Annotated in this window: 21 protein-coding genes; 12 read left to right on the top strand and 9 right to left on the bottom strand. The window is 64.1% G+C overall.

The annotated features are described in order from the left end of the window. Positions 1 to 145 precede the first annotated feature (145 nt). The 3 genes from NG696_RS07585 to NG696_RS07575 all read left to right on the top strand — a co-directional run bounded on the left by NG696_RS07585 (position 146) and on the right by NG696_RS07575 (position 3,807). Complete coding sequence (locus NG696_RS07585; RefSeq protein ID WP_252574974.1) at positions 146 to 1,504, top strand: MFS transporter; 1,359 nt, start codon at positions 146 to 148, stop codon at positions 1,502 to 1,504. A gap of 56 nt (positions 1,505 to 1,560) precedes the next feature. Further along, positions 1,561 to 2,832: an aminopeptidase P family protein gene (locus NG696_RS07580; RefSeq protein ID WP_252574973.1), complete on the top strand. Its 1,272-nt coding sequence runs from the start codon at positions 1,561 to 1,563 to the stop codon at positions 2,830 to 2,832. 126 nt (positions 2,833 to 2,958) lie between these two features. Then, positions 2,959 to 3,807 (top strand): IclR family transcriptional regulator, encoded by an 849-nt coding sequence (locus tag NG696_RS07575; protein ID WP_252574972.1) that lies wholly within the window; start codon positions 2,959 to 2,961, stop codon positions 3,805 to 3,807. A 157-nt stretch (positions 3,808 to 3,964) separates the two neighbouring features. On the opposite strand, the gene NG696_RS07570 is transcribed toward NG696_RS07575, so the two are convergent. From NG696_RS07570 to NG696_RS07545, 6 genes are all read right to left on the bottom strand, one after another. Beyond that, positions 3,965 to 4,252 carry a hypothetical protein gene (locus NG696_RS07570; protein WP_252567850.1) on the bottom strand — a complete coding sequence of 96 codons (288 nt, stop codon included), beginning with the start codon at positions 4,250 to 4,252 and terminating at the stop codon, positions 3,965 to 3,967. Beyond that, entirely contained in the window at positions 4,239 to 4,982 is a 744-nt protein-coding gene (locus NG696_RS07565; protein WP_252574971.1) for a GAF and ANTAR domain-containing protein, read from the bottom strand. The genes NG696_RS07570 and NG696_RS07565 overlap by 14 nt, the downstream gene beginning before the upstream one ends. A 140-nt stretch (positions 4,983 to 5,122) precedes the next feature. Next, entirely contained in the window at positions 5,123 to 5,905 is a 783-nt protein-coding gene (locus NG696_RS07560) for a GAF and ANTAR domain-containing protein (RefSeq protein WP_252567854.1), read from the bottom strand. After that, the gene (locus tag NG696_RS07555) at positions 5,889 to 6,149 is read right to left on the bottom strand and encodes a hypothetical protein (protein WP_252567856.1); all 261 of its coding nucleotides are present in this window, start codon (positions 6,147 to 6,149) and stop codon (positions 5,889 to 5,891) included. Before NG696_RS07555 ends, NG696_RS07560 begins: the two co-directional genes overlap by 17 nt. Continuing rightward, a complete protein-coding gene (locus NG696_RS07550; RefSeq protein WP_252567858.1) occupies positions 6,146 to 6,871 on the bottom strand; it encodes a GAF and ANTAR domain-containing protein in 726 nt (241 codons plus the stop codon). Before NG696_RS07550 ends, NG696_RS07555 begins: the two co-directional genes overlap by 4 nt. Positions 6,872 to 7,077: 206 nt before the next feature. After that, entirely contained in the window at positions 7,078 to 7,680 is a 603-nt protein-coding gene (locus tag NG696_RS07545) for a GDSL-type esterase/lipase family protein (protein ID WP_252574970.1), read from the bottom strand. 451 nt (positions 7,681 to 8,131) lie between these two features. On the opposite strand from NG696_RS07545, the gene NG696_RS07540 reads away from it, so the two are divergent. The 3 genes from NG696_RS07540 to NG696_RS07530 all read left to right on the top strand — a co-directional run bounded on the left by NG696_RS07540 (position 8,132) and on the right by NG696_RS07530 (position 10,801). Beyond that, positions 8,132 to 9,079, top strand: a complete 948-nt coding sequence (locus tag NG696_RS07540; protein WP_256472025.1) for an alpha/beta hydrolase — start codon at positions 8,132 to 8,134, stop codon at positions 9,077 to 9,079. A 157-nt stretch (positions 9,080 to 9,236) separates the two neighbouring features. Continuing rightward, a complete protein-coding gene (locus NG696_RS07535) occupies positions 9,237 to 9,962 on the top strand; it encodes a FadR/GntR family transcriptional regulator (protein ID WP_374208693.1) in 726 nt (241 codons plus the stop codon). A 71-nt stretch (positions 9,963 to 10,033) separates the two neighbouring features. Beyond that, the gene (locus NG696_RS07530; RefSeq protein WP_252574969.1) at positions 10,034 to 10,801 is read left to right on the top strand and encodes a glucosamine-6-phosphate deaminase; all 768 of its coding nucleotides are present in this window, start codon (positions 10,034 to 10,036) and stop codon (positions 10,799 to 10,801) included. A gap of 362 nt (positions 10,802 to 11,163) precedes the next feature. Here the strand turns inward: NG696_RS07530 and NG696_RS07525 are convergent, their stop codons facing one another. After that, entirely contained in the window at positions 11,164 to 11,862 is a 699-nt protein-coding gene (locus NG696_RS07525) for a hypothetical protein (RefSeq protein ID WP_252574968.1), read from the bottom strand. Positions 11,863 to 12,102: 240 nt separating this feature from the next. Between NG696_RS07525 and NG696_RS07520 the strand changes: the two genes are divergently transcribed. The 6 genes from NG696_RS07520 to NG696_RS07495 all read left to right on the top strand — a co-directional run bounded on the left by NG696_RS07520 (position 12,103) and on the right by NG696_RS07495 (position 15,714). Then, entirely contained in the window at positions 12,103 to 12,369 is a 267-nt protein-coding gene (locus NG696_RS07520; RefSeq protein ID WP_252574967.1) for a cupredoxin domain-containing protein, read from the top strand. Then, positions 12,366 to 12,845: a hypothetical protein gene (locus NG696_RS07515; protein ID WP_252574966.1), complete on the top strand. Its 480-nt coding sequence runs from the start codon at positions 12,366 to 12,368 to the stop codon at positions 12,843 to 12,845. The genes NG696_RS07520 and NG696_RS07515 overlap by 4 nt, the downstream gene beginning before the upstream one ends. A gap of 172 nt (positions 12,846 to 13,017) precedes the next feature. Continuing rightward, on the top strand, positions 13,018 to 13,782 hold the full coding sequence (locus tag NG696_RS07510; RefSeq protein WP_252574965.1) for a CHRD domain-containing protein: 765 nt from the start codon (positions 13,018 to 13,020) through the stop codon (positions 13,780 to 13,782). 24 nt (positions 13,783 to 13,806) lie between these two features. After that, positions 13,807 to 14,514 (top strand): class F sortase, encoded by a 708-nt coding sequence (locus NG696_RS07505; RefSeq protein WP_252574964.1) that lies wholly within the window; start codon positions 13,807 to 13,809, stop codon positions 14,512 to 14,514. A gap of 50 nt (positions 14,515 to 14,564) precedes the next feature. Next, a complete protein-coding gene (locus tag NG696_RS07500; protein ID WP_252574963.1) occupies positions 14,565 to 15,209 on the top strand; it encodes a hypothetical protein in 645 nt (214 codons plus the stop codon). Between the two features lie 55 nt (positions 15,210 to 15,264). After that, a complete protein-coding gene (locus tag NG696_RS07495) occupies positions 15,265 to 15,714 on the top strand; it encodes a cupredoxin domain-containing protein (RefSeq protein WP_252574962.1) in 450 nt (149 codons plus the stop codon). Positions 15,715 to 15,730: 16 nt separating this feature from the next. On the opposite strand, the gene NG696_RS07490 is transcribed toward NG696_RS07495, so the two are convergent. Together NG696_RS07490 and NG696_RS07485 are read right to left on the bottom strand one after the other, a co-directional pair. Next, on the bottom strand, positions 15,731 to 16,045 hold the full coding sequence (locus NG696_RS07490; RefSeq protein ID WP_252574961.1) for a sigma factor-like helix-turn-helix DNA-binding protein: 315 nt from the start codon (positions 16,043 to 16,045) through the stop codon (positions 15,731 to 15,733). A 50-nt stretch (positions 16,046 to 16,095) separates the two neighbouring features. Continuing rightward, on the bottom strand, positions 16,096 to 16,844 hold a 749-nt coding region (locus NG696_RS07485; RefSeq protein WP_252574960.1), incomplete at its 5' end, for an RNA polymerase sigma factor.

Raw genomic sequence — 16,844 nt, 5'->3', positions numbered from 1 at the left:
GCCGCGCGTCGCCGGGAAGCCAGACACTGCCCCCGCGGGGAGCTGTATGCCGTGATGCAAAATAACCATTGACTGTGTTCCTGATCACGCCTAGTCTGGTGCAACAGCGTTGCGCTGATTGCAACCCCAACAACTTGGTGGATACATGAGTAACGAAACTTCCTCTCCCGCTCGTGCGGGCGGCCGCAGCACCATGAGCGGCCAGAATTTTGAACCTGCTGACAACGTGGTCAGCAAAGAAACGCGCCGCAGAGTCATTGCGGCCAGCTTCATCGGCAATTTCGTCGAGTGGTTTGACTACGCCGTGTACGGCTATCTTGCCGTCACGATCGCGACAGTCTTTTTCCCTGAATCAGATCCCCAGACAGGGCTTCTGCTGACGTTCGCCCTGTTCGCAATCTCGTTCCTGGTGCGGCCCCTCGGAGGCTTCGTCTGGGGCCACATCGGTGACAGGGTGGGCCGGCGGACAGCGCTCTCCCTCTCGATCTTGATCATGTCAGGAGCAACCTTCTGTATAGCCCTCATTCCGGGCTATGCCACGATCGGCATCTGGGCTCCCATCCTGCTTCTGGTCATCCGGGTAGCGCAGGGTTTCTCCGCTTCTGGTGAATACGCAGGAGCTTCCGCCTTCTTGGTCGAGTACGCTCCCGCCAACAAGCGCGGCCTGTACGCCGCGGTTGTTCCCGCCAGTACGGCAGCGGGCCTGCTCCTCGGCTCCTTGATCGCAGGCCTGTTGACAGTCCTTCTCAGTTCCGAGGCCATGCAAAGCTGGGGTTGGCGCCTGCCGTTTCTGCTGGCCGCCCCGATGGGACTGATCGGCCGCTACATCCGGACCAAGCTCGAGGACACCCCGGTGTTCCGCGAGCTGGCGGCCGAGGACGAGGCCATCAAGGCGCCCGTGTCCAGCCTGTTCCGGAACCACTGGCGGCAGCTGCTGCAGGCCGTCGGAGCAGTGCTGCTCAACGCCGTCGGTTTCTACGTGATCCTCAGCTACATGCCCACCTATCTGTCCTCGGAACTGGGCCTCGGCCAAACTGAATCATTCCTGGCCACCACCATCGCACTGGTCACCTACATCGGCTTCATCTTCCTGACCGGGATGCTCTCGGACCGGTACGGACGCAAAAAGGTCCTGATCAGCGCATCCGTAGCCTTCATCGTGCTGACGGTACCCGCGTTCGCACTCCTGGGGACCGGGAACTTCCTGGTCATCGTCCTTGTCCAGATCCTGCTGGGAGCGATGCTCACCCTCAATGACGGAACACTTCCCAGCTTCCTGGCCGAGATGTTCCCCACCCGGGTCCGCTACAGCGGCTTCGCGGTCAGCTTCAACCTCTCCAACGCCCTGTTCGGCGGCACCGCCCCGTTCATGGCAACCCTCCTGATCGCTGCCACCGCAAGCGATCTTGCCCCGGCCTGGTACCTCGTCGGTGCCGCGGTCATCTCGTTGATCGCGGTCGCGCTCTCCAGGGAAACCTGCAAAGAGCCACTGCGCCACGAATAGCCAGACTTCTTCTTCTCATCTCACGTAACTGCACCACGGAAAGGCACCACCACACAATGATCACCACAGCTTCCGAGAACGCATCGTCGATCGCCGAACTGGAGCGGACCAAGGTCCTGAAGAACGGTAAGAAAGTCAGCCTGACCTTCTCCGATACCGAGTTCGAGCGCCGCCTGTCCGGTCTGCGCCGCATCATGGCCGAGAAGGACCTCGACGCCGTCGTCCTGACCAGCTACCACTCCATCAAGTACTACTCCGACTTCCTGTTCACCACCTTTGGCCGCTCCTACGCCATGGTGGTCACCAAGGATGACAACGTCACCGTCACCGCCAACATCGACGCAGGCATGCCCTGGCGCCGCAGCTTCGGCGACAACCTGGTCTACACGGACTGGCGCCGGGACAACTACATCTTCGCGATCCAGGAAGTCCTGCGGACCCGCGGCATCAACCCGCGCCGCCTCGGCGTCGAGGACGACTCGCTGCCGCTGGATAACCGCAACAAGATCCAGGCTGCCTTCTCCGGCGCCACCCTGGTGGACGTGGCACAGGCCGCCATGCGCCAGCGCATGATCAAGTCCGCCGAGGAAATCGAGGTCATCAAGCACGGTGCCCGGATCGGCGACCTCGGCGGCGAAGCCATCCGCAACGCCATCACGGCCGGCATCACCGAGTACGAGGTCGCCCTGATCGGCACCGAGGCCATGGTCCACGAGATCGCCAGGACGTTCCCGGACTCCGAAATCCGCGACACCTGGGTCTGGTTCCAGTCCGGCATCAACACCGACGGCGCCCACAACTGGGCCACCACCCGCAAGATCCAGGAACACGACATCTTGTCCCTGAACTGCTTCCCCATGACCTCCGGCTACTACACCGCCCTCGAGCGCACCCTGTTCTACGGCGAACCCGATGCCCGCTCCCTGGAACTCTGGAACATCAACGTGGAGGTACACAAACGCGGCCTTGAACTCATCAAGCCCGGCGCCGTCTGCAAGGACATCGCCGCGGAACTCAACGAGATCTACGTGGGCCACGGGCTGTTGGCGAACCGGACGTTCGGCTACGGACACTCGTTCGGTGTCCTCAGCCACTACTACGGCCGCGAAGCCGGGCTGGAGCTCCGCGAGGACATCGACACCGTGCTGGCACCGGGCATGGTGGTCTCCATGGAACCCATGATTACCGTCCTGGATGGCCAGCCGGGCGCCGGCGGCTACCGCGAACACGACATCCTGGTAGTGGGCGACGACGGCGCCGAAAACATCACCAGTTTCCCGTTCGGCCCCGAGCACAACATCATCGGAGCCTCCCAAACCGCTCCCTAGCCTCGCAAGCTCGGCCAGGGAACCCTGCGGTCGTGGGCCCAGGCTCAACCACCAGCCCCAGGGGAGCGGCGCCGTGTCGGACACGGCGCCGCTTTCCGGTGAGTATGCGCAATGATAGTGAGCATCATGACCACACCCGATTCCAACGACACCAACGACACCAACGGCAGCGACAGCAACGGCAAGGGCGACACCAAAGGCGCCTCAGTCATCGTCAACGCCATCGCCGTGCTGCGGACCTTCACCGCCGACGAACCGCTGCTCGGAGTCACCGAGATCGCCAACCGCGTCGGCCTGCACAAAAGCACCGTTTCCCGGATCCTGTCGACGTTCGAACAGGAACACCTTGTGGAACGCGATGCGGACACGCGCCGTTTCCGCCTCGGACTGGGCCTGATCGCGGTCGCCGGCCCGCTACTGGCCGAACTGGAGGAGCGGCGGGTCGCCTATCCCGTCCTGCGCGAACTTACGGAGCTGACCGGCGAAACCAGTGCCTTGATGATGTGGGAGGGCAACGAGTCGATCTGCGTGGAGCAGATTGCCAGCCGTCATCAGATCAAGCACACTGCGCCGCTGGGGGCCCGGTACAGCGACGCGTTGAGTTCCTCGGTTCAGGTGTTCCTCGGAATGCAACCGGAGGAGAGGGTGCGTGCCCTCCTGCGCAGCGGAGCCATTACCTACCCTGGGCTGGACGACGCCTCCCTCGAGGACTATCTGCTCCGCCTTAAAGACGACTCCCGCCGCGGGTGGGCCATCAACTACGGCGAGTCCTCCATGGATGAAGTCGGCGTCGCCGCCCCCGTGTACGATCACCGCGGCGACCTTGTGGCAGCAGTCCTCATCCCGGCCCCGCGGTTCCGCGTCTCCAAGGAGCGCCTGCAGAGCCTCGGCGAATCCTGCAGGGCAGCGGCGGACAAAGTCACCGCACGGCTGGGCGGCAACGCCCCTGGCACCATCAAACGCTCTCTCACTTAACGCAGGAAAATCACCAACGCTCTCTCACTTAACGCAGGAAAATCACCAACGCTCTCTCACTTGCCTCAAGAAAGCGAGAGGGCGTGCGGCTCAAAGCTGCATCAAGTGAGAGAGGGTTCGGCTAAAAGGGGCATTAAGTGAGAGAGCGTTTGGCCCGCTAGGAATCCTCGGGCCGGGCCGGATCCCCGGACCCCAGCTCGTCCGCAAAGGGCGCGCGCGGGCCGGGCTGGTCGGAGGAAAGCTCGTTGGCCGCCATGGCCAGGAGGTCCCGCTGCAGTTCGGGCAGGGAAAGAAGTCCCTGCATGTAGGCCTCCACTTCATACTCACCGACCGATCCGCCGATGCCGAAGTAGTAAAGCCACAGGTCACCCGTGCTGACTTGTGCTGCTGCCAATGCTGCCTGGAGCCGGCGGCGTTGCTCCGGTTCGCTGCTATCGAAGCCCATCACTACTGCCTCTACGCGGGTGGGAGGCCACACCTGCCAAGACAATGGCGCTGACTTCCTTAAGCATGCTGCGCGTCGCGCGGGCCTGCCGCATCAGCTGCTGCAGGGCGGCGTCCTCTGTGAGAGTTCGGCGCTCCATGAGTATTCCGCAGGCCCGGTTAATCAGATCCCTGCTGTGGAGAGCCGATTGAAGGCTCTCACTGATGCGTTCCGGAGTTTCGGCAGTCTGGATATGCGAGAGAAGGGTTGCCGCGGGTGAGGCAAAAAGCTCCACGAGGGCAGCGGTGGCATCCACAAAAGCGCCGGGGGTGGCGGCGTAGATCTTCATTGCACCTATGGCCTGCCCGTCGGCGATCAGCGGGGTGCTGATGACTGAGCGGATTGGCATGTCAACGACGGCGGCGCTCCAGTTTGGCCAGCGGGCTTCAGTTGCAACGTCATGGATGAGGATGCTCTGTTGGGTGGCCCAGGCTGTCAGGCAGGGCCCCTGGACCAGTTCGTACTGAAGGGCGTCAGCGCCTTCCACCACGCTGTCGGTAGACCCGGAACTGACCGGGCGGGCATGGGGATCAAGGATTGAGACACCTGCCCCAAGAGTCCCCGGGATGGAATCCCTAACGGCGCGGGCCAGATGCTGGACGGCGTGGTCCACTTTTTCTTCCGTGAGGAGCAGCCCCATAATCCTGCCCAAGGCAGTGGATAGTTCATCCAGGGGATACTTCTTGATCATGTTTTTGCCTCCGGCCATTCTGCGTGACCGGCCTCCGGCGGGCCGGATGAGCCTGTTTGTGAACCGTTCAGCGCTTCAGGTAAAGCCTAGCGTGCGTGGTGGGCTGCGCACCCGGACCTGCACGGATTCAGGCTGTTTGGCTATTCATCGTAGGTGGTGGGGAATTCCCGTTCGCCGCCAATTCCGGAAATGATGCCGGCGGCCACCTCCTTTAACTTGATATTGCGGTAACTGGAGGCCTTGACCAATATCTCGAATGCCGCATCGCGGTTGCACCGGTTCTGCGCCATGATGGCCCCAATGGCCGTGTCAATGACAGTGCGGGACTTCAGGGCGGCGGCGAGGTCGTCACGCGCGTCGCGCAACTGTGCGATGTTCAGGGCAAGGTCCAGCGCCTTGGCGGCGATGCCCGCCAGACCAACAGTCGCATCAATCCCGTGATGCGGGAAGCCATCCGTGTTGGGGGAGTAGAGGTTAATCACCGCCTGAGCAGGAGCATGCAGATGCATTGGTACTGCCAGGATGGAGCCGATGCCCATCTGGCGGGCAGCCTGGTTGTATTTCGGCCAACGGACATCGGCGTCCAGATCCGGGACATGGACCATCGATTCTGTCCGAAGGGCTGTCAGGCACGGTCCGCGGCCGAAGCTGTTTTGCAATTCGTCCAGGTTCCGGGCGAGGGCATCGCTGCTCGCCACAGCGACCGGCCGCTTCTGCCGGACTACCGTGATCCCGCAGGACAAGCGGTTCCCGGACTGTGACAGTTGCGTGGCAAAAATCGCGGCCGTGTCCGTCAGGAATTCACGGACGTCGGAGCTTGCCAGGACGAGGTCCTGCAGGTGGAGCACAAACTCGTGCAGGCCGGCGCCGGCGCGTCCAACGTTGCCGGATTCGGGTTCTCGGATATCAAAGTCCTGGGACATGTGCACTTCCCGGTCCGTCCGCCGTGGCGGTCTGGATGAGATCCATCTGCAGTGGGGCCAATTCCACCAGCTCGTGCAGATAGGCGTCCACCCCAAGCTGATCGACGTTTCCGCCGATCCCGTAATAGCAGGTCCATAGCCCGGGGAGGCTGATGTTCCCGCTCTGGAACTGGGCGGCCGCAAACTTGCGCTGGTCCGCCTCGAAGGCAGGCTGGGGGGTGCCCAATCCGCCGTCGTCCATCATTTCTCCCCGCCTCCGGTGACGACGGGGATATCTGACGCATGGCGCAGGATGTCCTCGGCGATGTCATGCAGCCGGCGGTTGCTGCTGCGGGAGGCAAGGTGCAGGAGCTTGACGGCGGTTTCATGGCTGCAGCGGTTCTGCACCATGATCAGGGCCACGCCCGAGTCCACAACGGCCCGGGATCGCAGCGCCGACCTCAAATGCTCCGGGTACGGGTCCGACGCGTGCACACGGATTGCCAGCCGCAGGATCCGGGACAGCGATGCAGCGTGCTCCTCAATGGCGGTAACCGTGTCCGGGGCAAACGTATTCAGCTGGGTTGAGTAGCAGTTTAGGGCGGAGCGGGAACCGTTGTCGGTGGGGACGGCCAGGATTGTCCGGATGCCTTCGTCTGCGACCGCCCCGGCATACCAGGCCCAACTCTCGTCCGCCTGAAGATCACGGATGAGGACCGTGCGCTGCTCCCGCAGCGCCGTAAGGCAGGGACCGTCGTCTAATGCGTACTGGCGTTCGTCCAGGTTCCGGGCCGTCTCCGTGCTGCTGGCTACCGTCGCTGGCCCGGTCTCCCGTTCCACCGTGATGGCACACAGCAGGGGCGTCTCCCCGCCCAGCAAGGACGTGGAAATCGCGGTCAGTCCCAGGAGGAATTCGGTGAAACCCGGACTCTCAAGAAGCAGGTCCTGTAATTGCTCCACCGTCGGCAGGGCATCATTCTCGGCCACGCGGCCTCAATTCCATGCATCGCCGGGGTCACACGACCCAGCTGGCGGCTGTGCGCTCTCTTCGCGCGCGGCCCGTATTATTCAACCCCGGACCTATTTGCCACCCCGAAATCTCCTACTACCGACACTACGCCCTTCCAGGGCGGCCGCCTGTGGTCCCGGTTGAGTATCAGTAGCCAGGGCCGGGAGCGCCCGCAGAAAGTGGGTCAGGGCGTGTTCGCCACGGCGGAAAGCAGTGGGCCCAGCCGTGCGGCCATCAGCCGGTAGCCCGTGTTGTCGGGATGGAGCGTATCCGGCATCAGTTCGGCGGCTTCGTCGGGAGTGAAGACGGCGGCGCCGTCAAGGCAGTGGAACCCGTGGTCGCCGCGTTCCCGCAGGACACGCACGACGGCGGCGGTTGCGTCCCGGTAGTCCCTCAAGGTCATCCCGACGGCGTTGGGCAATTCCTCCCGGGGCAGCGACAGCATGGGGGTGATGACGGCAATCGGCGCCAAGGGATGGGCTTTGCGGATGTTCGCCAGGAAACCCAGGACCTGGCTGGCGTAGCTGCGTTCGGAGAAAACGGCCGCGCTATAGGAGTTGATGCCCAGGCAGAGCGAGATGAAATCGGCCGACAGTTGCTGCAGCGTTGACTCCGAAGCGGGATCCAGCTGGCAATCGCCAGCGAATCCAAGCGAGGTGAGCTGCCAGCCATACCGGTTCGCCACCAGGGCAGGCCAGGTTTCCGACGGGCCGTCAGCCTGCCGGCAATGCGTCAGCGAGCTGCCGTACGTCAGCCAGCGTTTGTCGGACTCCGTCACCGATTCCACGCCCTCTCCTCGCAGCGATGCTTCCCGGATCCTTACCGTCCCAAACTGGGGGAGCCCTAGCTGGACCGAAGTCCCCTGCTTGAGGGTTCCCAAGGCGAGCTCGTAACTCACCCGGCCCGCTGCGGTGACCCGGTGGGCGAGCTTCCCATCCACCAGCACGTCAAAAGGCGAGCTGTCGGCTGTGCCTCCCGCTTCCAGGACCAGCGTTCCTGACGACGCCGTCCAGCTTGCCCGGATGCGGCGCCCATGGTTGCCCGGTCCTCGAGTCCGTCAGTGGCCGGGGATATCAGCAGGGCCGGATCGAGGCGCCGGAAGTGCTGCCAGCCTTCGGGGTCCGTGATGACCCCAAAAGGCCCCGGTCCAGTGCGCGTTGATGGAATTCACGGGCACAAATCTACCGGTTACCTGCTCGGCGACTTTGCCGGGAGGCACCACGCTGTAGGCTCGGCACATGGCTGATCTGCGGCGTCGGGCGTTTGTCTTTCGCACGTTGGTTGGTGCGGCTGCCGCGGCGGCCGTTGGAATTCTCGGCGCCGCGTGTTCGCCCGGCGCCGAGCGGGACGGTACCGCCGGTGGCGGTGCCAAGGGGGATGCAGTGAAGCGGCACAAGTACCAGTACGGCGAGGACGCCAGCCAATGGGGCGAGCTTTTCCTGCCGGAGCTGCCGGCCGGCGCCGAGCACCGCGGCGTGGTGGTGGTGATCCATGGCGGCTACTGGCGCTCGCAGTACGGCGCAGAGCTGGGGGAGCCCATCGCCAAGGACCTGGCCGCCCATGGCATGGCCGCCTGGAACCTTGAATACCGCCGGGCCGGAAACGGCGGCGGCTGGCCAAACACCTTCATTGACGTGCTGGCCGGTATCGACAAGCTGGGTGACCTCGCGGCCAAGCATGCCCTGAACCTGGGTCCGGTGGTGGCGCTGGGCCATTCAGCCGGCGGGCATCTGGCCGCCTGGGCTGCCGGCCGGGGGAAGCTTGCCCAGCTGGGAATGCCGGATGCTGACCGCCAGGTGCCCCGCACCTCAGATGCCTCCGCGGTGCACCTCACCGGAGTGGTCAGCCAGTCCGGCTTGCTCAACCTGGCCGAGGCGGAGAAGCTGAACCTCAGCAACGGTGCGGTGAGCAACCTCCTGGGCGGGTCGTCGTCGAAATATCCGCACCGCTACAGGTACGCTGACCCCATGACCGCCCTTCCGCTGGCCGTGCCGGTCATCGCTGTCCAGGGATCGGAGGACACCACCGTTCCCTTGGGTCAGTCCGAGTCCTATGTGAACGCCGGAACCACGGCAAACATGGAGACCCGGCTGATCAGGGTCCCCGGGGACCATTACGCCCTGATCGACCCCAAAACGCCTGGTTACCGGGCGTGCCGCGAGCTTGTTCGGTCCCTTTTGGGTTAGATTCGGCGCTCCTGGGTTAGATTCGGTCCCTCAGGGTTGGCACTGCTCAAAAAATACGTTCCCAATATCTAGACATTGGACGTCCCATCTCCTGTACCCTTGAGATGTAGGACAAGTCGCGACCCCTAAGCGCGGCAAGGAGGAGACCCACGTGGCCATCGCATCGCAAGAAGTATCGCCCGCCCGTTTCAGTGCGCAGCTCCGTTCGCATGCCCTGCAGACGCGGATCATGGACCTCATTCTGGACCGCGGCCTTGACGTCGGTGACGCGCTGCCCACCGAAAGTGAGCTCTCCGCCGAACTCGGCGTGGGCCGAAACACCGTCCGCGAGTCCCTGAAAGTACTGCAGGCACTGGGCGTCATCGAGATCCGGCATGGCTTTGGCATGTTCGTTGCACCCAACAACTTCAGCGCCCTGGTGTCCGGCCTGACGTTCCGCGGCCGGCTGTCTCTCCGCCACAAGGGCGAGGAAGCCATGGAGCTCATCGATGTCCGCCAGGCCCTCGAGTCCGGGCTGATCGGACCGGCCATTGACCTGCTCACCGACGAGCACGTGGCTGATCTGCGGGCCACCATGGAAGCCTTGGAGGACGCGGCCAAGAAGGGGGAGCCGCTGCATGAGCACGACGCCGAATTCCACCGCCGCCTGTACGCCCCCCTGAACAATGAGCTGCTGATCAACCTCATGGATGTGTTCTGGCAGGTTTACCGCAAGATCCACCTGGCCATCGGTACCGGCCCGGTCAACCTCGAGCAGCAGACGCAGGACCACTGGGACATCTTCGAGGCCGTGGCCAACAAGGACAAGGCTCTTGCGTCCGAACGCCTGCAGCGCCACTTTGACGGCATCCGCCTGAAACTCAAGGATGTCGCGGCCGCCTAGCCTGTTTTCCCTTCGCCGCCCACGCCTCGGGCGGACTTAGCCCTGCCTTTTTCGTAGAGAGTGCCCCTGTTGTGGAAATTTTCGTTGTGCCTACCGCCTCAGCCACCGGTTCCGTAGCCGCCGGGATCCTCGCTGCCGTCATCCGCAGCAAGCCCGACGCCGTCCTGGGCGTGGCCACGGGAGGATCGCCGCTGCCCATCTACGCGGCGCTCGCCAACCACCGGCCCGACATGTCCTCCGTCCGGGCCTTTGCCCTCGACGAGTACGTGGGCCTCCCCGCCGGACACCCCGAAAGCTACGCCGAAGTTGTCCGTCGCGAAGTGACGGAGCGGCTGCACCTGGATCCCGCCAACGTTGCCGTGCCGGACGGAAGCGCCACCGATCCCGAGGCTGCCGCCGCTGACTACGACGCCGCTATTGCCGGCGCCGGAGGCATTGATGTGCAGATCCTCGGCATCGGCCACAACGGCCACCTGGCCTTCAACGAGCCCGGCTCCGCCCTGGATTCGAGGACCCGCGTGGAAGTCCTCACCGAACGCACCCGCGAGGCGAACGCCCGCTACTTCAGCACGCCGGAAGAAGTGCCGCTCCGCTGCATCACGCAGGGTCTGGGCACCATCCTGGAAGCCCGCCATCTCCTGCTGGTGGTCAACGGCGCGGACAAGGCCGGCATCCTGGCCGCCGCCCTCAACGGGCCGGTCACTGCTGACTGCCCGGGGTCGGTCCTGCAGCTGCACCCGCACGTGACGGTGGTGGCTGACGAAGCCGCAGCCTCGCAGCTGGCGCAGGGGAGCGGGCAGGTCGCAGTGCGCGTGTCCGGGGCGGCCGCCAGCGTCTAGGTCGCGGCTGTTGGCCCTGGCATTCTTACTGCGGACCTGATGACTCAGGAGTGCGCCGTATAGGGCATTTTTGCGGGCGGGTCTTGCGGGAATCGACAGGCCCCGGAAACGCGGCGATCGTGATCCGGAGATCTTGGGTGGCGCTTGGGCCGGTGAAGGACCGGCTTACGGGCGGCGGGAAAGGGCTACTTCGCTCCCCACGGGCATCCGCTTCGAATTGCCCTCGCGAATCGATCCCGAACTGTGGTCTTTCGTCGATGAGTCCCGCGTCTTCTGCGCCCGACGCCCGCCTTCGTGCCTGAACTAAGTTGGTGTGAGTTTGGGGTTGGCCGCCCCCAGCTGCGGCCGGTCCGGTTAGGGTATCAGCGCAGGACGCCGCACACGGCCGGGTCCGTGGCTTCGGCCGGCAGGTCATCGGTCAGTTCGCTGCCACCTTCAGGATCACTGAAGTTGTAGGTCCCGTTCCCGTCGTAGTCCAGGCCGTGGATGACGAGGACGCCTTCACCTTCCCGGATGGAATCGGCGATCTGCTTGGCTGTGCCGAGACCGCCTGCACCGGGGTAGCCTGTGCCGGCGACATCGGTGAACTCGATGTTGTCCCGGCTGTAGTTATAGTTCCCGTCATGGGAGACCGGGAACCGGGCGACATCCAGGAAGCTGGCCGGGGTGGTATCCCCGGTTGTATTCAGCGAGACCACTACGGGCCCATAAGCAGGAATGCCTTCAACGGTGTTGATACGCCCGTCCCAGTTGGCATCCAAGGCGAGGGTGGGGCACTCGTTCAGGGCATCGTTGCCGTAGTGGATGTGCTGGGCATGGGGGGCGTCCGGGGTCAGGCCCTCAGCGTGGACCTCGATGTGTTCGATCTTCTGGTTTTTCACGACGGCGGTGGCGGTCCCGGAAGCGCCGGAACCGTTCAGCTCAGTCAGCACAGCGGTGAGCGTCACGGTCTTTTCCGCCGCTTTGCCGTTGTGGGCCAGGACAGGGCCTGCCCCCATCGAAACCGCGGTAAGTACCACTGCTGCCGCTCCGCCAAGAGCCAGCTTCGAATTTCTTTTCATCTTTTCGCTCCCTATCAAGGGGCCACCGAGGAGTTCGGCAGTCTTATGTGATTCGCGCCACAACTGCACGGGGATGGGTGGGGCCCCTCCCCCTTTCGTTTGTCGCCCGGTCTGTTGGGCAGGCTTCTGCCACATTCGGCAGTCCGTGGGGGTGGGGGTGACGAATAAGATACGGGGTAGGTTCCTGATGGGCGCGCCGTCCGGCGAGTGGAGGACACACCCCTTGTGAAGGGGTCTGTCATGAAAACCACTCGTATTTGGTTCGTAGCCGCGGTCGTGTCGCTGGCAACCATTACCGGATGCGCAGCACCGAGCGGGGATTCGTCCGCCCCGCCCGCTGCCAGTTCCGCTGCCCCGTCAGCTGAAGGGATCATCACCATTCGGGACTTCAAGTATGAGGTCCCGGGCGGCGCAACGGTGATCTTCCAGGCCCCGGACGCGGCCGGTGAGTACGGAATTATTTGCAGCTTCCATCCGCAGATGACCGGGACGCTGGTCGTGAAATGAACCGCCCGGAACTACATCCGGCCAAACGGACGCGCGCCTTGTGGGTGCTGCGGGTCGGTGGCGCGGCGGGCCTTCTGGTCAGTGCCGTGATCCATGTCCAGCTCGCCCCGGGCTATCAGCAGGCCGCGCCGGGCGGTATCGGGCAAGGCACCCTGTTTCTGATCCAGGCCGGCGCTGCGGTCCTGGCCGCGGTGTTTGTGCTGCTCAAGGGTTCACGGACGGCTTTCGCGGCCGCCGCCGCGGTGGCGCTGGCATCTTTCGCCGCGGTCATCCTGTACCGGTATGTCCAGGTACCCGCTATCGGGCCGCTGCCTTCGATGTATGAGCCGGTCTGGTACACCGCGAAGACCATAACAGCTATTGCCGAAGCTGCCGCCGGGGCCCTGGCGGTGGCCGGATACGCCCTGCTGCAGAAGAACCGGCCCGGCTCATGGTTAACGTCAAGGGGCCCCCACCGCGGAACTGGAGCTGCCTGAATACGGCGCGGGGTCACCGCTTCCGAAAGCCTGCTCCCCGCATCAGCCTGCGCAAAAATATGTGAACCCGGCCACACCGGCACCCATCCTTTCCGCGAGTTGTTGCGAAGTACTGGTGTCCCCTTCCCGGGGGCGCCAACATCACACGCGCGTGTATGAGGAGATTTTTCCAATGAATAAGACACTTCGCTTTATGGCAGTCCCCACCCTCGCTTTGGGCGCTCTTGCCCTGTCCGGTTCCCCTGCGATGGCAGCGGACCAGTCTTACCAGTCCACGCTGGGCCAGCTCAATGGCAGCGCAGGCTCGGGCACCATCACTGTTGATGTCAAGGGTAACCAGGCCCATGTTGTCCTGAACGTTTCGGGGATGCCCGCGACCTTCATGGACGCCCCGTATCCGCACGTCCAGCACATCCACGGCGGCAAACAGGGCACTTGCCCTGATCCTTCCGCCGATAAGGACGGTGACCAGGTCATCTCCACTACCGAAGGCGACCCGTTCTACGGCCCCATCGTCACCACACTCTCGACCAGCGGTGACACCAGCCCCGCAGCAGGCCTTGACCTCAAGGTCGGTGGCCAGGGCGCTGCTTACACCGTTGACCGCACGTTCGAACTGAACGCCGAGACCAAGGCCGCCCTGGAAGCAGGCACCGCGGTGGTGGTGGTGCACGGCCTTGACCCCGCCACCCTCAGCGCAGCAGGCCAGGCAGCCAAGTCCGACCTTGCACCGACCCTTCCGCTGGCCGCCACGTCCCCCGCGCTGTGCGGAACCTTGACGGCCGGGCAGATGAAAATGCCCGCAGGCGGCGCAGCAACCGGTGTCGCCACCGAGACCGGCACCGACACCGGAGCCCTCGCCATCGGTTCGGGCCTGGCCCTGATCGCCCTCGCCGGCGGCGCCTACGTGGTCCGCCGCCGCAACGCAGCAGCCTAAGCACCGGCTGATCGGATCAATACTGTGACAACCAAGAACCCCGGCCACCGCAGAGGCCCCCTGGCCTCCACGGCGGCCGGGGTTCTGCTCCTGCTGACCCTGGCCGGCTGCGCGGCCGGACCCGCCGACACCCCGGCTGCCGGAGCTGCTCCCTCCGCCTCGGTCTCATCCTCGGCGGCGCCCGCCGCTCCCGCGGTTCCGTCCCCCGCCGCGACAACCCCCGCACCTGCCGCCCCTGTGGCGGCCCCGCCCGCACGGCAGCTTCCCCCGGTAATGGCCGCTTCGGCTCCCGTCACCCTAAGCATTCCCTCGGTTGGTGTCCGGACGGACCTTCTCCACCTGGGGCTGGAAGAAAACGGCTCCCTGAAAGTACCGGAGGACACCGGGAGCGGAACACCTGGCAGCTGGTATGACGGCTCGCCCACCCCTGGGGAACGTGGCCCGTCAGTGATACTGGGCCATGTTAACGCCCTGGGCGGGAACAAGGGTGTGTTCGCTGACCTGCGCAAGCTCACCCCTGGCGCTGAGATCAACGTCTCCCGGGCTGACGGCAGCACCGCCGTGTTCACCGTTGACCGCGGCGCGCTCTACCCCAAAAACGAGTTCCCCACCGTCGAGGTCTACGGGAACACTCCCGGGTCCGAGCTGCGGCTGATCACCTGCGACGGCTACGACCCCGCCACCGGCCTCTTCGATGACAACTACGTCATCTACGCCACCCTCAAAGCCTGACAATCGGCCGCAAACCCGAACGACCGGGGCGGCCAGGACGGAAACAAGCGATGAAACAGCACAAGCCCTTGCTGGCCTCCCTGGCCCTGTCCGCCCTGCTGCTCTCGGGCTGCGCAACAGCGGCCGGATCCGTCACCGCCCCCTCGGACCTCTCAACGCCGGTCCCCACGGCAGTTTCGCCCGAGGCCGGGCACACCGACAGCCACGGTAGCGGCCACCACAACGACGGGTCGTCATCACCTGGCGCCACCACAGCCGCCGGGCCCAGCGATGCTGCCCTGATGGTCTGTGGGGACCAGCCAATGGACCGGCTCACCGCAATCCTGGACCTGGACATGGACCCACACACCATCAACAGCTGGGCCGACAGCACCTTTACCTGCACCTATCACCTGGAAGAAGGGGACCTGGAAATCTCCGTCCAGGAAGCGAAGGACCAGGCCACCGCGCTCACCTACTTTGACGCGAACCAAGCCCTCGCAAAGGACGCCAAACCGATCGAAGGACTGGCCAATCTCGGCTTCCCGGCTTATGAAACCGGCGACGGGTCGGCGGTGTTCCAAAAAGACAGCTTCGTCCTGCACGTGGACGCCACCGACCTGCCCGCCACCCTCGGACCGGACAGCATCACCCGCAACGCCCTGGCCTACCAACTCTCCACCACCATCCTCGCCTGCTGGATCGAACACCCCTGACCCGATGCTGCACAACAAAGGCACCCCACCGGCAGTTTCCATGAAAGGTTTATCCATGAAAACAAGCACCAGAACCGGCAGCGCGCTCGGACTCGCGGCAGCAGCAGTCGTGCTGGTTTTGTCCGGCTGCGGGAACCCCGGCACCTCCGGATCCGACACGACAGCCGCCCCCACACTGACGGAACAATTCCCGTCAGCTCCTGCCGCCACCACAGAACCGGCCCCCTCAACGTCCCGCACGGGTACAACACCGGCGGCGGCGCCGGCGGAAATCCTGATCAAGGGCTTCAAATACGAAGGTGCGGACACCGTGAGCCCCGGAGCAGAGATCACGGTCACCAACGAAGACATCGAAGCGCACACCATCACCGCTGACACCGGCAACGCGTTCGATGCCAACATCCAGGTCGGCACCGGCACCTTCACCGCCCCCACCGAACCGGGGACTTACACCTACCACTGCAACTTCCACGGCAACATGAAAGGCACCCTCACCGTGAAATAGGACCGCCACGGGGACTTCAGTCGGCGCCTGCCGGCCCCATGGAGTGGCGCAGGTTGCGGAAGCCGTCCCGGATGCGGGCCTTGACCGCGGGAAGGCTAAGGTTCAGGGCCGCGGCGACTTCCGCGTACGTCTGCCCGCCGAAGTAGGCCAAGGCGATCGCCTCCGACTGCCCTGCGCTGATGGTGGACAGGCTGGCCAGTGCGACCTGTGAAGCTTCCCGTCGACTTTTGGTTATTACTGCTCTGATAAGAGCGTGCAGGTTTGGTTTATCCTTCCCGATCGAGAAACTCGTCCCGTTTAGGGTTCCACGAACGGAACCTCCGCAACGCAAAAGGTGGGGAAGCTCTCCTCTGGTAGCACTAGCGCTTCGACAATGACGAATCAGTTGGAAGGCACGGGGATAGCTGGGTATCCCGTTTCTACTGGCGACAAGCCGGGGCAAAGGTATGTCTCACCAGGACCCAGTGTCGGCGGAACTCCCGCGCATTCCACTGCCGGTTCTCCACTGACCCCGGAGTTTCCGGCCGCATAGCTGATAACGAATTCACCTACGACTGTTTTGCCGGTCGCATCGTAGACGGGGCCGTTCATGACGCACAACAGCAGCACGTCCCGCTCACCAGTGCTAAGGTCCGCGGCCCCTTCGAGCAGTTCCTTGACCTGCCGTTCAGTGTCCATCCGCTCATCAGTCGCCGTGGAATGGTCCGGCACAAAAAACGAGTGTGGAAGCGTGCCCAGAACCTGCTCATACCTGCGAGTAGATCGGGCACTGTTTCGTGCCGCGTTCGTAGCCACGCCCAACAGCCACGGCAGCAGCGATTCCCGCTGCAAGGTCAAACCCTTGCGCTGCCGCCATGCTTCAAGAAACGTGACAGAGACCAGTTCTTCAGCATCGTGCCAGGACCCGGTACGGCTCAGACAGTAACGGAATACCGCATCCGAGTGCCGGTCGAACAACATTCCAAGTGCATCCGGATCATCTTCAGCGCACCTCTTCCACAGCTCAGTATCAAGTTCCCCCATTTGGTTCATACCTAGGTGCGTGGGTCGGTAATTGTTTGAGGGTTCCTCAGGTTTGAGCCGTAATGGCCCGAGGCCGGTTTCCTTGTCTTGGAAAGGTGCCGGCCTTT

Origin of the sequence: Pseudarthrobacter cellobiosi, from assembly GCF_023913755.1 — a bacterium.
GTDB classification, from domain to species: domain Bacteria; phylum Actinomycetota; class Actinomycetes; order Actinomycetales; family Micrococcaceae; genus Arthrobacter; species Arthrobacter cellobiosi.
Note: the sequence above shows the minus strand (reverse complement) of the source record. Positions and strands in the feature narration are given on the sequence as shown.

Bases quoted from the DNA above. Each gene is read 5' to 3' on its own strand.
- NG696_RS07585 (WP_252574974.1), top strand. From the start codon at position 146: ATGAGTAACGAAACTTCCTCTCCCGCTCGTGCGGGCGGCCGCAGCACC.
- NG696_RS07580 (WP_252574973.1), top strand. From the start codon at position 1,561: ATGATCACCACAGCTTCCGAGAACGCATCGTCGATCGCCGAACTGGAG.
- NG696_RS07575 (WP_252574972.1), top strand. From the start codon at position 2,959: ATGACCACACCCGATTCCAACGACACCAACGACACCAACGGCAGCGAC.
- NG696_RS07570 (WP_252567850.1), bottom strand. From the start codon at position 4,252: ATGGGCTTCGATAGCAGCGAACCGGAGCAACGCCGCCGGCTCCAGGCA.
- NG696_RS07565 (WP_252574971.1), bottom strand. From the start codon at position 4,982: ATGATCAAGAAGTATCCCCTGGATGAACTATCCACTGCCTTGGGCAGG.
- NG696_RS07560 (WP_252567854.1), bottom strand. From the start codon at position 5,905: ATGTCCCAGGACTTTGATATCCGAGAACCCGAATCCGGCAACGTTGGA.
- NG696_RS07555 (WP_252567856.1), bottom strand. From the start codon at position 6,149: ATGATGGACGACGGCGGATTGGGCACCCCCCAGCCTGCCTTCGAGGCG.
- NG696_RS07540 (WP_256472025.1), top strand. From the start codon at position 8,132: ATGGCTGATCTGCGGCGTCGGGCGTTTGTCTTTCGCACGTTGGTTGGT.
- NG696_RS07525 (WP_252574968.1), bottom strand. From the start codon at position 11,862: ATGAAAAGAAATTCGAAGCTGGCTCTTGGCGGAGCGGCAGCAGTGGTA.
- NG696_RS07520 (WP_252574967.1), top strand. From the start codon at position 12,103: ATGAAAACCACTCGTATTTGGTTCGTAGCCGCGGTCGTGTCGCTGGCA.
- NG696_RS07515 (WP_252574966.1), top strand. From the start codon at position 12,366: ATGAACCGCCCGGAACTACATCCGGCCAAACGGACGCGCGCCTTGTGG.
- NG696_RS07510 (WP_252574965.1), top strand. From the start codon at position 13,018: ATGAATAAGACACTTCGCTTTATGGCAGTCCCCACCCTCGCTTTGGGC.
- NG696_RS07500 (WP_252574963.1), top strand. From the start codon at position 14,565: ATGAAACAGCACAAGCCCTTGCTGGCCTCCCTGGCCCTGTCCGCCCTG.
- NG696_RS07495 (WP_252574962.1), top strand. From the start codon at position 15,265: ATGAAAACAAGCACCAGAACCGGCAGCGCGCTCGGACTCGCGGCAGCA.